This is a genomic window from Dorea sp. AGR2135 (assembly GCF_000420885.1).
In the GTDB taxonomy this organism is placed as follows: domain Bacteria; phylum Bacillota; class Clostridia; order Lachnospirales; family Lachnospiraceae; genus Dorea; species Dorea formicigenerans.
In genome coordinates this window covers 1-14,770 of record NZ_ATVU01000015.1, presented here as the reverse complement: position 1 = coordinate 14,770, position 14,770 = coordinate 1, and the positions used below count along the sequence as shown (strand labels likewise).

Genomic DNA, 14,770 nt, shown 5'->3' with positions numbered 1-14,770 from the left:
AAAAGTAAGAAAAAGGATTTGAGAGGGATAAAACAATGAGTACAACAAACAAAGAAGAAAAAGTGGCAGATGTCAGCACGGAGAATATTTACCGGCTGAACGGAAGAGTGCCACTGAAAAAAGCAATTCCATTCGGGCTGCAGCACGTACTGGCTATGTTTGTATCAAACCTGGCGCCGGTGCTGATCGTTTGCAGTGCCGCGCTTGTAAGAGGAACAGGGGAACACTTGACTTCTGCAGAGATCACCCAGCTTTTACAATGTGCGATGTTCGTGGCAGGTATCGGAACATGTATGCAGTTATATCCGGTGTGGAAGATCGGGTCGGGGCTTCCGATAGTTATGGGAGTCAGCTTTACGTTTCTTGGAAGTCTGTTAGTAATCTGTACCAATCCGGAACTTGGATATGAAGGGATGGTTGGTGCTGTTATTTTAGGAGGTATTTTCGAAGGACTGGTGGGGCTTAGTGCCAGATACTGGAAGCGCTTCCTGACACCGGTCGTATCCGCGTGTGTAGTTATCGCAATCGGACTTTCGTTATTGTCCGTAGGTATGGATTCCTGGGGCGGCGGAAGCGGAGCTGCTGATTTTGGCGCATGGTATCATCTGGTTGTTGGAGCATTTACCCTGATTGTATGCCTGGTAGCCAGATATTTACTGAAAGGGGTATATAAGAATTTGAATGTCCTGGTGGGATTGATTCTTGGATATCTGTTGGCGATCATTTTTACAGTTGCAGGCATTGCGCCGATGGTAGACTTTTCCGGAATTACAAAGACTGTACAAGAAGTTGGAGTCTTCAGTCTGCCGAAGCTGGTCTTTCTGACCAGCCATAAACCAATCTTTGATCTGGGAGCATTTTTGACAATTGCTATTGTATTTCTTGTATCTGCGGCAGAGACAACTGGTGCAACAAGCGCCGTATGTACCGGTGCTTTGGATCGCGAGATCAAGATGGAAGAATTGCAGGGGTCACTTGCTGTAGATGGATTCTCCAGTGCACTTTCCGGCTGTTTTGGATGTCTGCCGTTGACTTCTTTCAGCCAGAATGTGGGACTTGTAACGATGACGCAGGTCATCAACCGGTTTGCGATTTTGATGGGAGCATTTATTTTGATTTTGTCATCACTTTTCCCGCCGCTGGGAGCATTTTTTAATTCCCTGCCACAGGCAGTTCTTGGTGGCTGTACAGTTATGATGTTCGGGTCTATTATGTATGAAGGAATCAAGATGCTCAAAGAATGTGAGTTCGATGACCGGACGATGGTCATTGTATCACTGGCATTTGCAATCGGTGTAGGACTGACACAGACATCCGGCAACTTCTTCAGTGCATTTCCACATGAGGTGGGAGATATCTTCAATGGAAATGCAGTGGCAGGTGTGTTCGTGGTATCTCTGCTGTTGAGTTTGTTTTTGCCGAAAAAGAAATAATAATTTTGTGAATAAAATAGCATATGTTGACCAAAAGTAGTTTGGCAGGTTATAATAAACAAAGATAATTTAAAAGAAAATAATTAAAAAAGACTCTGACGGCAAGGTGATCCGAGCGGGAATAGTCGAATATATCAGACACAGGGAAGATGCAGTTGGGGAAAGTGCATCTTACTTGTACAAGAATCCATCATGCAGAAATCGCATCTGTACAGATTTCTCAGGGTGAATACTACTTTAGTGGCAGATATAAGGACTTTTTTCCGGAAGGAGAAAGGTCCTTTTCGTTGGGGAAAATTGGGAGAAAGACATGTTAAAGGTAGCGATTTACGGAAAAGGTGGAATTGGGAAATCCACAGTAACTTCGAATCTGGCGGCAGCATTTGCTACAATGGGGAAAAGAGTCATTCAGATAGGCTGTGACCCGAAAGCAGATTCTACAATTAATCTGCTGGAAGGAAAGCCTCTTCGTCCGGTCATGAACTATATGCGGGAGGAAGACGAGGAACCGGAGAAATTAGAAGATATTTCAAAGGAAGGATTTGGCGGCGTACTCTGTATAGAGACAGGCGGCCCGACGCCGGGACTGGGATGTGCTGGCAGAGGTATTATTGCAACATTCCAGCTTCTGGAAGATTTGAGACTTTTTGAGACATACAAGCCGGATGTAGTGCTCTACGATGTTCTCGGAGATGTTGTGTGTGGCGGCTTTGCAGCACCGATCCGGGAAGGCTATGCAGAAAAAGTATTGATTGTAACGTCCGGAGAAAAGATGGCGTTGTATGCGGCTAATAACATTTCCAGCGCAGTTCGTAATTTTGAAGACCGAAGCTATGCACGGGTGTTTGGCATTGTGCTGAATCACAGAAACGTGGAAAATGAGGTGCAAAAAGTGCAGGCATTTTCTAAGGAAAGCGGAATTCCAATCGTGGGAGAGATTCCAAGAAGCAATGAAATCATCCGTTACGAAGATCAGGGGCAGACGGTGATTGAAGGAAATTCAGAGTCAGAGATCAGTGGAAGATTCTATGACCTTGCAAAAAAATTACTGGAAAGCGAGGAGTAAGGACATGGTGGGAATTACGAAGATGAAAGTAGAAAACCAGAAAGTGGAAAAAGAAGCATTTTTCTGTACAACGAAGGAACTGAGCAGGCTTGGCCTGGAACAGATTCCGACACAGTTTCAGTCACATAAGCATCTGATCTACAGTTCGCCGGCTACACTGGCATTCAATTCACCGGGGGCAGAAGGCTTTGGCGTGAAGCGTGCCGGTCTTGCGGTACCAGATTCCATTATGTTGATCGTAGCTCCGGGGTGTTGTGGAAGGAATACTTCACTGATCAGTTCTATGAAAGAATATAATGACCGGTTTTATTATCTGATGATGGACGAGACCGATATTGTGACAGGAAGACATTTGAAAAAAATTCCAAAAGCAGTAGAGGAGATCTGCAGTGTCTGTCCGAAAAAACCGTCGGTCGTTATGATCTGCATTACCTGTGTGGATGCCCTTCTTGGAACGGATATGGAGCGGGTGTGCAAAAAGGCGGAAGAACGGGTAGAGATTCCGGTCAGACCTTGTTATATGTATGCACTTACAAGAGAAGGCCGAAAACCACCGATGGTACATGTAAGGCAGTCCTTATATTCACTGCTTGAGCCGGGAAAAAAGAAAGGCAATGTAGTCAATCTTTTGGGATTTTTCTCGCCGCTTGTGGATGACTGTGAGATTTATGATCTGCTGCACAGTGCGGGAGTGAAGACGATTCATGAGATTTCCAGATGTAAGGATTATATGGAATATCAGACTATGTCAGAAGCAAATTTCAATCTGGTACTGCACCACGAAGCAAGATTTGCAGCAGAAGATTTTCACAACCGGCTTCAAATTCCATTTATCGAGCTTCGAAGACTCTATCAGATAGACAAGATTGAAAACCAGTATCATGCACTTGGTAATGCACTCGGTGTTGCATTTTATGATGAAAAATATAAAAAGCAGGCAGAAGATGCACTGGAAAAATTCCGGCAGAAGTGTCCGGATGCTTCTTTTGCAATCGGAGAATGCCTGAACGCTGATCCATTTGAACTATCATTAGCCTTGATACGTTACGGATTTTCTGTACCGGAAATTTACGGGACAATCACGGTGGAGAACTTCACATACATTCGTTCTCTGGCAAAAATAAGTCCAGAGACGAAAGTATTTTCCAATATGGAACCAACGATGATTTATTATGACCCGGCGAAAAGCGATGTGAATCTGGCAATCGGAAAAGATGCCTGTTATTATCATCCGGATTGTCCATATGTCATGTGGAACGGGGAAGAACAGCCATATGGATATGCAGGAGTGAGAAGATTATTCGAACAATTACTGGAGGTAGTATAGTGAGAGGACTTAGAAAATATCTGACACCATTTGCACCGGATCAGTCTGGTGCGGTGTCCGTGTTATATGAACTTGGGGGACTGATCGTAATCTGTGACGCCGGCGGATGTACAGGAAATGTATGTGGTTTTGATGAGCCGCGCTGGTTTGAACAAAAAAGTGCCTTGTTCAGTGCGGGACTGCGTGATATGGACGCAATTCTCGGACGAGATGACCGTCTGGTGGAGAAGCTGGTGAATGCAGCTTCAAAGCTCGATGTAAAGTTTGTAGCAATCATCGGGACACCGGTTCCGGCAGTAATCGGAACGGATTACAAGGCACTTGGAAGAATGTGTGAGAAAAAATTAAATATGCCTGTTATTACCATTGATACAGATGGTATGGAATTATATGATGTGGGCGAAGAAAAAGCATGGCTGGAGCTTTTCCGGACATTTGCAGAAAAGAAAATGATTGATGAGGCAAGTGAAAGAGCTAAGCCGAATCTGGATATTGAGAAAAAACAGGGAAAGATCGGAGTTCTTGGATTAACGCCGCAGGACATAAGTGACCTTCAGGCACCAAAGAAGATTCGAGAATATTACCAGGAAAAAGAAGGAAAAGAAGCAATCTGCTACTGCATGGGAGAAAATGTCTGCCGGAGCACGGATGGTCTTGATAATCATCGAACAGCAGGAGAGGTTGAAAAAAATATTGTAGTTTCCACGGCGGCTCTGGCAGCTGCGAAATATCTGGAAAAAACATTTGGCACACCTTATGAGGTCACTTACCCAATTGTAGAAGAGCTGGTTCCGGATATGGATTATCGGAGAAAGAAAATTCTGATCGTGCATCAGCAGGTTATTGGAAATGCAATGCGTGCAGAAATCAGACGAAGATGCCAGAAAGTAAATGGGGATCCAGCTGTTGATAACAATGCAGTTATTACGGTAGCAAGCTGGTTCATGATGAAGCAGGAACTCTCCGAAGAAGGTGACATTTCACTTCGAGAAGAAGATGATTATATGGAGCTTATCAAGAAAGAGGATTACGACATTGTTTTTGCAGATCCGATGATGAAACGCATGACTGAAGATGCTTATAAAATGGCTGGAACAGGTTATGTGGCAGATGCACATGAGACGGAAAGAAAAAGAATTTTTATAGATGCCACACATTTTGCCGTGTCAGGAAAATTGCTTGAGGAAATGAAAAAGCGGGAGGCGTAGAGATGAAAGAAACAGTGACCAGACGAATCCGTGTCTACGGAATTGTTCAGGGAGTCGGTTTTCGTCCAACCGTAAGCCGTCACGCAACGACTTGTAATATCCATGGGAGCGTCAGTAACAAAGGTCCTTATGTAGAGATTTTCGCACAGGCGCCAGAAGCACAGGTGGATAGATTTGTGACCATGATCCGTGAACAGTCTCCGAAACGTGCAGCAATCTTGAAGATGAATATAGAAGACGTTGAAAATCCGGAAATTTATAAAGATTTTCAGATTGTTGAGAGCGAAAAGACGAAAGGGGAAATCTTTGTCTCTCCGGATATTGCAATCTGCGAAGAGTGCAAGGAAGAGATGTATCAGCCGGGGAACAGACGGTATCTGCATCCATTTATTAACTGTACATGCTGCGGACCGAGACTGACTATTTTAGATGCACTTCCGTATGACCGGGAACGTACCAGTATGAAAGAATTTCCAATGTGCCAGGACTGTGCACACGAATACCATGATCCAGAGGACCGCAGATTTGACGCACAGCCTGTTTGCTGCAATAATTGTGGACCACAGGTGTATCTGGCAGAAAGAAGCGAACGAGGACGAGACGCGGTTACTTACGCCAGACGCGTAATCGCGGAAGGCAAAATTGTGGCAGTCAAAGGAATCGGTGGGTTTCATTTGTGCTGTGATGCGACAAAGGAATCAGCCGTGGAACTTTTGCGGACAAGAAAAAAACGTCCGGTCAAACCATTTGCAGTGATGGCACGTAACGAAGAGGCGGTGCGCCGTGTATGTGAACTTAGCGAAGAACAGGAAAAGATACTGACCGGGCATCAAAAACCGATACTGTTGCTGGATAAAAAAGAAGGCGTAAGCAAACTTGCAAAATCGGTAGCTCCTTTTAATCCGAAGGTGGGGATCATGCTTCCTTATGCACCGGTTCAACTATTGTTATTTCAGTATGATGACGGCATTCAGATGCCGGATTTTCTCGTGATGACCAGTGGAAATATTTCCGGTGCACCAATTTGCAGAGATGACCGGGAAGCAAAAGAGGAACTGTCACATTTATGCGACTGCATACTTTCTCATGACCGGAAGATCCGTATCCGTGCAGACGATTCCGTGATGGATTTTTACCGGGAAGAACCGTATATGATCCGAAGAAGCCGGGGGTATGCACCACTCCCATATATGCTTTCAAAAGCGTGGCAAGGGCAGGTACTTGCTGTGGGCGGAGAATTGAAAAATGCATGTTGTATTGGACATGATGACCGGTTTTATCCGGCGCCGTATGTAGGAGATCTGGAAGATCTTCGGACGGTGAAAGCGCTTCAGGAGACGATCACGCGACTGACTGCTTTGCTGGAAGTAGAGCCAGAGCTTGTAGTGGCAGATCTGCATCCGAAGTACAATTCCACAATGGTGGCGCATGAAATGGAGCTGCCAATGATACAAGTGCAGCATCATTATGCGCACGTTTTATCCTGTATGGCGGAAAATGACTGCGCAGGTCCAGTTATTGGCGTTTCCTTTGATGGAACCGGATATGGAACGGATGGTACTATCTGGGGCGGTGAGATTCTGTACGCAGATTATGAACATTTCAAACGAATAGGCAGTATTGAGTCATTCTGGCATGTAGGCGGAGACATTGCTTCCCAGGAAGGATTTCGTATTGCAGTCTCCATCATTGGTGGACTTGTGAGGGAGAAAGAAAACGCAAAAAATATCATAAAAGAATTGGAATTATGTACCGAACCAGAAGCAAATGTGATTCTTACTATGGCACAGCGACATTTGAATGCAATTGAGTCTACAAGTGCAGGAAGGCTGTTTGACGCAGTAAGTGCGATCCTGGGGATTCAAAAAAGCTCTACATTTGAAGGGGAAGCGTCCATGGCACTGGAATTCGCAGCAGAGGCATGGCAGAAAGAACATGAGGCAAAGAATAAGGAAAATACCAAAAATGCCAAAAATGCCGAGAATGTCAAGAATGCCCCAAATGCTAAGAATGGTAAGCATACAGATGTTAAGGAGCATGAACATATTTTCTTGCAGACGAATGCAATTGTCTGGCAGATGATCGAGGGCAGAAGACAAGGGGAAGATGTCGGAAAGCTTGCGTATATATTTCATCAGTTGCTTGCAATGGAGATCTGCGCTGCCTGCGAAAATGTACGAACGCAGAAGAAATGTAATCAGGTGGCGTTAAGTGGCGGCGTATTTCAGAACCGTCTATTGCTGGAACTCGTGGAAAAGGAACTTTTAAATCGAAAGTTCCAGGTATTGCGGCATCATCTGATTCCACCAAATGATGGCGGTATCGGGCTTGGCCAGGCAGTTTACGGCATGGCATATCTGAATAAAAAGAAGCAGACAGATAGTAAAAATGTAAAGTAAAAACAGATCTTGAAAGATAAAAAGAATAGATTATGGGAGGTTAAGAGCATGTGTGTTGGATTATCAGCAAAGGTAGTGCGAATAAATGAAGGCATGGCAGTGGTAGATGCTGATGGAGCAAAGAGGGAGGTTTCTGCGGAACTTCTGGATGAACTGGAGCCGGGAGATTATGTAATGGTACATGCAGGAGTTGCAATCGCGAAGATTACGGATGAAGATGAAAGTGAGACAGATCAGCTCATGGAGGATTTATTATAATGGAAGAAAAAAAGAAAACAGCCAGAGAGATCATCGAAGGCTATGATGGTCCTCCGGTGCGGATCATGGAAGTGTGCGGAACCCATACACATGAGATTTTCAGACTTGGAATCCGGAAACTTTTGCCAGAACAGGTGGAACTGATTTCGGGACCGGGGTGTCCGGTCTGTGTAACACAGGTCGGATTCATTGACGAAGCAATTTATCTGGCACTGGAAAGGCAAGTGACAATCTGTACATTTGGTGATCTGGTACGTGTACCGGGAACGAATATGAGTCTTGCCGGGGCAAGAGAAAAGGGTGCGAAAATCCGTATTGTCTATTCTCCAGTAGATGCGAAGGAGTATGCCAAAGAACATCCAAAGGAGCAGGTTACATTCCTTTCAGTCGGATTTGAGACCACCACTCCGTCTGCTTGTCTTTCTGTGAAAAAAGCAAGGGAAGAGGGCTTGACGAACTACTCGATTCTGACAGCGAATAAAACGATGCCGCAGGCATATGAAGCATTGAAGGGAAGCGCAGACATTTTCCTGTATCCGGGACATGTTAATGCGATCACCGGGACGAAGCTGTGTGAAGAACTGGCAAAAGAAGGAGTCAGCGGTGTGGTAGCAGGATTTACAGCAAAAGAACTTTTGACAGCGCTGGCAGTGGCACTGGCACGGTTTCAGGAAGGCAGGCCATTTTTTGTAAATTGTTATCCGCGTGTAGTAACAGAGAATGGAAGCCCACAGGCGCAGAAGCTGGTAGAAGAGATGATGGAACCTTGTGATAGTGAATGGAGAGGACTTGGCGTAATCAAAGGTTCAGGAATGAGACTTCAAGAGGAATGGAGCGCGTTTGACGCACGGAAGAAATACAAGATTCCGCCGATTCAGGGAAAAGCAAATCCTGCATGCCGGTGCGGAGATGTTCTTCAGGGAAAATGTAAACCTTCTGATTGTAAGGTATTTGGTAAGGTCTGTACACCACAGCATCCGGTTGGCGCATGCATGGTGTCAGGAGAAGGTGCATGTTCCGCGTACTATATGTACGGCGAAGCAGAGAAAATGAAATAAAAAGCTGGGAGTGATATATTATGAATAATGGAATAAAAGATCAGACAGTCACCATGGCACACGGTGCCGGAGGACGTCAGACATCAGAATTAATCGATAACATATTTGCGGCACATTTTGCAAATCCGGATCTGACTGCGGATGATGCGGCTGTGTTAAATCCGCCAGTTGGAAAAATGGCAGTGTCTACCGATGGATTTATCGTATCACCTGCATTTTTCCCAGGAGGAAATATCGGAAAACTGTCTATCTGCGGAACAGTCAATGATCTGGCGTGTATGGGAGCAAAGCCACTGTATCTGACCTGTGCATTTGTCATTGAGGAAGGATTTCCAATGGACAAACTGGAAGAAATTGCGTCAGCAATGGGAAAAACAGCCAAAGAAGCAGGTGTTCACATCGTGTCCGGTGACACAAAGGTAGCCGGAAAAGGGCAGGTGGACGGAGTATTTATCACAACAACAGGAATGGGACAGATTGAAGATGGAGTTAAAGTCGGCGGCGAGCTTGCGAAACCCGGTGATGCGGTTATTGTAACAGGAGATATCGGACGCCATGGCTGTACAATCCTGCTTGAGAGAGAAGATTTGGGAATTGAGGCCGATATCAAGAGTGATTGTGCACCCCTTTGGAAGACGGTGGAAGCAGTGATGAACAGGACACACGATCTGCATGTTATTCGTGATGCGACACGTGGCGGCGTGGGAACTGTATTATATGAAATTGCGAAGCAGAGCCAGGTAGGCGTACAGCTTGACAGCGCCAATATTCCGGTTCAGCCGGAAGTAAGGGGTGTCTGTGGCATGTTGGGACTGGAACCATTGTATCTTGCATGTGAAGGAACTATGGTCATCATTGCACCGAAGGAAGAAGCAGCGAAGATTGTGGAGACATTGCGTCAGTGCCCATATTCAGAAAATGCTGCTATTATTGGTGAAATTACAGAAGAACAGCCGGGAAAAGTCGTAATGATGACGGAGATTGGAACCCAGGCATTATTGCCACAGCCAGGCGGAGAATTATTGCCGAGAATCTGCTAAGATCAGATTACTTAGAATAAGAGCAGGGAGAGAAAGTATGGAAACAAGAGTAGCAGTGATTTCTATTATTGTAGAAAACCCGGAGGCGACGGAGCAGTTGAATCAATATCTGCATGAGTCTGGAAAATATATTATTGGAAGAATGGGAATCCCGTACCGTCAAAAAGGAATCCATATTATCAGTATTGCGATTGATGCACCGCAGGATGTGATCAGTGCGCTTTCTGGAAAAATAGGGCGTCTTAAGGGAGTGTCGGCAAAGACTGCTTACTCCAATGTCATCACCAAACCGGAGGAATTATCATGTTAAAAATTGCAGTTTATGGCAAAGGCGGTATCGGAAAATCTACGACAGTATCCAATATGGCGGTCGCACTGGCTGAAAAAGGATTATCAGTTATGCAGATTGGCTGTGATCCAAAGGCAGATTCTACGATTGCCTTGCGCGATGGAGAACCTATGCCGGCAGTATTGGATATCTATAATGAGAAAAAAGGCAATGTGACTTTGAAAGAGATTACAAGAATCGGATACAAAGGAGTTGTCTGTGTGGAGTCAGGAGGACCGACCCCGGGACTTGGCTGTGCAGGACGCGGAATTATCACTGCACTGGAGAAACTAAAAGAGACCGGAGCATATGAAGTCTACAAACCGGACGTAGTCCTTTACGATGTACTTGGCGATGTAGTGTGTGGCGGATTTTCCATGCCTATGCGGAGTGGGTATGCAGACTATGTATTTGTTGTAACTTCGGGAGAAAATATGTCCATTCATGCCGGAGCGAACATTGCAATGGCGCTGGAACGCTTCCAGAATCGCGGATATGCAAAACTTGGCGGATTTATTCTGAATCGGAGAAATGTGCCAAGAGAAGAAGAAAAAGTGCAGGAACTGGCAGAAGATTTCCATAGTGGTACTATTGGGTACCTCTCCAGAAGCGAGCTTGTAATGTCAGCTGAAGAGCAGAAAAAAACGTTGATGGAGTGTTATCCTGACAGTGAGATGGCAGATGAATACCGTGCTCTGAGTGAGGCGGTTCTGGCGATATGTAAGAACTAAGCTGCCGGGGCATTTTTGAACAAAATGTGAAATGTAGTGGGAAAGAATTTAGAGAGGGAATTTATGTTAAAACGAGTAGGACAGACGGAAATGGAGAAAAACCATGTAACCCCGGAAGGAGCCATGATCAGAATAAAAGATGCGTCCTATCCGGCACCATTTCATCCGGGATTGGAGTTTAACTCTCCGGTTCATGGAAACTGGAATATTGTACACACCGGAATGTTGATGCCGGAGACCATTCAGATATATGTCTGTGCAGATAACTGTATGCGTGGTGTTGTATTGACGGCGGCCGAGATGAATGCGGCAGATCGTTTTTCATACGTGATCATCGAAGAAGACGATCTGTTGAACGGGAATCTGGAGAATATCACAATTGAAGGCGTCACAGATGTATTAAAGAAACTGGAACGAAAACCAAAAGCAGTGCTCTTGTTTACCGTGTGCCTCCATCATTTTCTTGGCTGTGATCTTAAGATGGTCTATGAGGAACTTGACAGGCGTTTCCCGGGAATTGCATTTGTACGCTGTTATATGGATCCGATCATGCAAAAAACTGGTCTGACACCAGATCAGAAACTGCGAAAAGCAATGTATGATCCATTAAAAGTGCAAAAAGCAGATCCACATATCGTCACGTTGCTTGGACATAATTTCCCATTGGACGAAACTTCTGACATCAAACGATTCTTGAAAAAATGTGGCTGTGAACTCAGAGAGATTACGACTTGTGATACATGGAACAAGTATGAGAAACTTGGTGAAGCAAATATATTTCTTTCTATCTATCCGACAGCAAAATACGGGGCGCAGACGCTGGCAAAAAGACTGGGACGAGAACACATTTATATGCCGGCAAGTTTTGATTATGAAGAGATAAAGCAGCAGATGGAAAGACTGGCAGAGATACTGGAAAAGACACTGGTATCTAAGATAATTCAGACGTCTGAAGAACAGATAGAGACATTAAATGTGTTGATAGATGCACAAAAAGAATCCTATTACGAAAAAGAGGTTGAAGCTTGCGAAGAAACTATTAAAAAAGTAAGAGAAGTTGTTGGAGATACACCAATCGTCATCGACTATCTCATGCATCCGAGACCGCTTGGACTGGCAAAATATCTTTTAGAACATGGATTTTGTGTGGAAGCTGTTTATCTGGATGGTGTAAGCCCGGAGGAAGAACAGGAATTTTACTGGCTTAGCAAACATGCGCCAAAACTGGAGCTTCGCGCGACCATTCAGCCAAAGATGCGCGTGCTTCCAAGAAATCATGAAGGAAAAATGCTGGCACTGGGACAAAAAGCAGCATGGTTCACCCAGAGCCCATATTTTGTGAATGTAGTTGAAGGTGCAGGGTGGTATGGATTTGATGGAATCCGGAAAATGGCAGAACTTATGATCCGGGCTTACGAAGAAGAAAAAGAAGTGGAGGATCTGGTTGTGCGAAAAGGATGGGGGTGCGAAAGCTGCATATGAGACAGACATACAAAATGATACCAATTTACACGGCGGATGTGTCGGGGGTCTGTTCTGCACTTTATGAACTGGGCGGTATGACAGTGATGCATGATCCGTCCGGCTGTAATTCTACTTATAATACACATGATGAGATCCGCTGGTATGACCAGGACAGCCTGATCTACATCTCGGGACTTACTGAAATCGATGCGATTATGGGAAATGATGAAAAGTTCCTGAATGATATCATGGATGCAGCACGGGAATTAAAACCGAGGTTTATTGCACTTGCCGGATCGCCGATTCCATATATGAACGGAACGGATTTTCCGGCACTGGCAGAAGTGCTGGAACAGGAACTTGGGATTCCTACATTTTCTGTACCGACCAATGGTATGCACGACTATGTATATGGTGCAGGACTAGCTCTGGAGCAGATTGCAAGGCAGTTTGTGTCTGCAAAGGCAGTTTGCGAAGAGAAAAATATACAGCCACATACGGTTAATCTTCTTGGTGTCACGCCACTTGATTTTGGAGCATATAGCCGTGCCGGATATATGAAAAAAAATCTGGAAAAATGTGGCTGGAAGGTGTTATCAACCTGGGCGATGGGAGATGATCTTGAAGTATTGAGCCATGCACTGGAAGCAGAAGTAAATCTTGTTGTATCTTCCGTGGGATTGCGCACCGCAAAATATCTGGAAAAAGAATATAAAATGCCATATGTAGTTGGGACGCCGGTAGGAACATTTACAGAAGAAATCGTACAGGCATTGGAGAAGAAAGAACGATACCCATATAAAAGATTACGTGAAGAAAATTTGGATAAGGAGCAGCCGGGAAGCGGCAAAAACGATAAAGAAGTTATGCTGATCGGTGAACCGGTCACGACAGAGTCACTGGCTCTGGCTATTGAACAGAAATATGGAATATCAGTTCATGTATTATGCCCGTTACAGGAGACGGAAGATTTATTGTTTCGAACAAGCCGGAAGGTTCTTGGAGAGGAAGACATGGAAGAAGCTTTAAAAGATGCAGATATCATAGCAGCAGATCCATTGTACCGTCCGATCTGTTCGAAAAAATGTGAGTTCTATGAACTTCCACATCTGGCATTTTCTGGAAGAATTTACAAGAAAAAGCTGGAAAAAATCGAAGATTTCTGGAAGTATTAAAATCAATGAAGACATGGAAAAAGTCTGAGAAAAACAAGTTGTCATTAATAGAAAAATTGCTATACTATTAAGTAGAGGTAGTATAGTAGAAAAGCCTTATCATATAAGATGAGGCTTTTTGCAAAAAAATATTTATAGCAGGGGAGCATGGTTCGTGAAGAATAACATTTTATTTCATGGAAGTAATGTAACAGTATCAAAACCTAAGATTTTGATTAACGGATATTATAAAGATTTTGGGTATGGATTTTATTGTACAAATATAAAAAGACAGGCAACGCGTTGGGCATTGACTAAAAAAGGTGCATCCATTATCAATAGCTATTCTTATACAGAAAATGAAAGTTTAAAAGTGCTTCAATTTGAGACAACAACAGAAGAATGGCTGCAATTTGTAGTGAATTGCCGCAGAGGAATCGAGCATGCATTTGATATTGTAGAAGGACCTATGGCAGACGATCAGATTTGGGATTATGTAGAAGACTATATGTCCGGCAAGATTTCTAAGGCAGCGTTCTGGGAACTTATTAAGTTTAAATATCCAACACATCAGATTGTGTTTTGTACAGAGGACGCGTTGAAGACGTTACATTTTGAAAGGAGTGAAACGTTATGATGAATATATATTTTCCAGACGAAGAGATAACAGACAACGACCTCTATTTTATCTGTTATATGATAGAGCGCGTGGCGAGAAAGCTTCATCAGAAGAATAAATATGTGGTAAATACAATTGGAAGAGATGCATTAAAACATCTGATTAGTGTGGCAAATGTACTACACTGCGAAAATCCGCTGCAAGTTGAAGATGATTGGATTGAAGAATACCATCTTCAGGAAGGTGATTATGACATCACGGATGTTGACAGAGAACTGGCGGAGATTATCCCCACACCTTTGGAAATGGGAAAAGTTTATAAGAGGTTGATTATAGATACATTACAGCTTGGGGAAGATTATGTAGATGGGATTCTTCGAGTTTACAATAATGAACTCTGTAATGTGATTGACAATTATAACTGCAGTGCATTTTATGAGCCATCTTATGTGATCGCAAGAGCATATCAGAACGGTGGGTTTTAAATGAAGGTATGTAAAAAGGAGGGAGCGTATGTCGAATATTACCGTCTGGACTAAACAGCATGAAAATGTGTTAAAAGAGTTGGAGACGACCGGTCGTTACATTGCGAAGCGGGAGTATATCAGTATGGATTTGAAATAAGGCTACCGCAATCCCACTGGCTTTAGACGGTGGGTTAAGGTAGCCAAAAATCAGAAATTAT

General features: G+C 44.0%; 14 protein-coding genes and 1 pseudogene. All 15 read left to right on the top strand.

The genetic code is table 11. The annotated features are described in order from the left end of the window. Positions 1-35: 35 nt before the first annotated feature. Positions 36-1,433, top strand: coding sequence for a uracil-xanthine permease family protein (locus G593_RS0110340; protein WP_029731639.1), 1,398 nt, complete (start codon positions 36-38; stop codon positions 1,431-1,433). Positions 1,434-1,743: 310 nt separating this feature from the next. Further along, positions 1,744-2,499, top strand: coding sequence for a nucleotide-binding protein (locus G593_RS0110330; protein WP_005336137.1), 756 nt, complete (start codon positions 1,744-1,746; stop codon positions 2,497-2,499). A gap of 4 nt (positions 2,500-2,503) precedes the next feature. Then, a complete protein-coding gene (locus tag G593_RS0110325) occupies positions 2,504-3,826 on the top strand; it encodes a nitrogenase component 1 (protein WP_196801967.1) in 1,323 nt (440 codons plus the stop codon). Then, positions 3,826-5,034, top strand: a complete 1,209-nt coding sequence (locus G593_RS0110320) for a nitrogenase component 1 (protein ID WP_029731637.1) — start codon at positions 3,826-3,828, stop codon at positions 5,032-5,034. The genes G593_RS0110325 and G593_RS0110320 overlap by 1 nt, the downstream gene beginning before the upstream one ends. 2 nt (positions 5,035-5,036) lie before the next feature. Then, on the top strand, positions 5,037-7,433 hold the full coding sequence (gene hypF, locus G593_RS0110315; RefSeq protein WP_029731636.1) for a carbamoyltransferase HypF: 2,397 nt from the start codon (positions 5,037-5,039) through the stop codon (positions 7,431-7,433). 48 nt (positions 7,434-7,481) lie between these two features. After that, positions 7,482-7,691: a HypC/HybG/HupF family hydrogenase formation chaperone gene (locus G593_RS0110310; RefSeq protein ID WP_005336157.1), complete on the top strand. Its 210-nt coding sequence runs from the start codon at positions 7,482-7,484 to the stop codon at positions 7,689-7,691. Continuing rightward, on the top strand, positions 7,691-8,749 hold the full coding sequence (gene hypD, locus G593_RS0110305) for a hydrogenase formation protein HypD (RefSeq protein ID WP_022279111.1): 1,059 nt from the start codon (positions 7,691-7,693) through the stop codon (positions 8,747-8,749). The genes G593_RS0110310 and hypD overlap by 1 nt, the downstream gene beginning before the upstream one ends. A 20-nt stretch (positions 8,750-8,769) precedes the next feature. Continuing rightward, positions 8,770-9,789 (top strand): hydrogenase expression/formation protein HypE, encoded by a 1,020-nt coding sequence (gene hypE, locus G593_RS0110300; RefSeq protein ID WP_029731634.1) that lies wholly within the window; start codon positions 8,770-8,772, stop codon positions 9,787-9,789. A 37-nt stretch (positions 9,790-9,826) separates the two neighbouring features. Further along, on the top strand, positions 9,827-10,099 hold the full coding sequence (locus tag G593_RS0110295) for a TM1266 family iron-only hydrogenase system putative regulator (protein ID WP_005332971.1): 273 nt from the start codon (positions 9,827-9,829) through the stop codon (positions 10,097-10,099). Next, a complete protein-coding gene (locus G593_RS0110290) occupies positions 10,093-10,848 on the top strand; it encodes a nitrogenase iron protein NifH (RefSeq protein ID WP_005336164.1) in 756 nt (251 codons plus the stop codon). Before G593_RS0110295 ends, G593_RS0110290 begins: the two co-directional genes overlap by 7 nt. A 63-nt stretch (positions 10,849-10,911) precedes the next feature. Beyond that, on the top strand, positions 10,912-12,330 hold the full coding sequence (locus G593_RS0110285) for a nitrogenase component 1 (RefSeq protein WP_029731633.1): 1,419 nt from the start codon (positions 10,912-10,914) through the stop codon (positions 12,328-12,330). Next, positions 12,327-13,487, top strand: a complete 1,161-nt coding sequence (locus G593_RS0110280) for a nitrogenase component 1 (protein ID WP_029731632.1) — start codon at positions 12,327-12,329, stop codon at positions 13,485-13,487. Before G593_RS0110285 ends, G593_RS0110280 begins: the two co-directional genes overlap by 4 nt. A 154-nt stretch (positions 13,488-13,641) precedes the next feature. Then, entirely contained in the window at positions 13,642-14,103 is a 462-nt protein-coding gene (locus G593_RS0110275; RefSeq protein ID WP_005336169.1) for a DUF3990 domain-containing protein, read from the top strand. Next, positions 14,100-14,570: a hypothetical protein gene (locus G593_RS0110270; RefSeq protein ID WP_005336170.1), complete on the top strand. Its 471-nt coding sequence runs from the start codon at positions 14,100-14,102 to the stop codon at positions 14,568-14,570. Before G593_RS0110275 ends, G593_RS0110270 begins: the two co-directional genes overlap by 4 nt. A 28-nt stretch (positions 14,571-14,598) precedes the next feature. Then, positions 14,599-14,706: pseudogene (locus tag G593_RS19480) on the top strand (DUF3841 domain-containing protein); the annotation flags it as partial. Positions 14,707-14,770 lie beyond the last annotated feature (64 nt).

Coding starts and splice junctions, on each gene's coding strand:
- G593_RS0110340 (WP_029731639.1), top strand. CDS start 36: ATGAGTACAACAAACAAAGAAGAAAAAGTGGCAGATGTCAGCACGGAG.
- G593_RS0110330 (WP_005336137.1), top strand. CDS start 1,744: ATGTTAAAGGTAGCGATTTACGGAAAAGGTGGAATTGGGAAATCCACA.
- G593_RS0110325 (WP_196801967.1), top strand. CDS start 2,504: ATGGTGGGAATTACGAAGATGAAAGTAGAAAACCAGAAAGTGGAAAAA.
- hypF (WP_029731636.1), top strand. CDS start 5,037: ATGAAAGAAACAGTGACCAGACGAATCCGTGTCTACGGAATTGTTCAG.
- G593_RS0110310 (WP_005336157.1), top strand. CDS start 7,482: ATGTGTGTTGGATTATCAGCAAAGGTAGTGCGAATAAATGAAGGCATG.
- hypD (WP_022279111.1), top strand. CDS start 7,691: ATGGAAGAAAAAAAGAAAACAGCCAGAGAGATCATCGAAGGCTATGAT.
- hypE (WP_029731634.1), top strand. CDS start 8,770: ATGAATAATGGAATAAAAGATCAGACAGTCACCATGGCACACGGTGCC.
- G593_RS0110295 (WP_005332971.1), top strand. CDS start 9,827: ATGGAAACAAGAGTAGCAGTGATTTCTATTATTGTAGAAAACCCGGAG.
- G593_RS0110290 (WP_005336164.1), top strand. CDS start 10,093: ATGTTAAAAATTGCAGTTTATGGCAAAGGCGGTATCGGAAAATCTACG.
- G593_RS0110285 (WP_029731633.1), top strand. CDS start 10,912: ATGTTAAAACGAGTAGGACAGACGGAAATGGAGAAAAACCATGTAACC.
- G593_RS0110280 (WP_029731632.1), top strand. CDS start 12,327: ATGAGACAGACATACAAAATGATACCAATTTACACGGCGGATGTGTCG.
- G593_RS0110270 (WP_005336170.1), top strand. CDS start 14,100: ATGATGAATATATATTTTCCAGACGAAGAGATAACAGACAACGACCTC.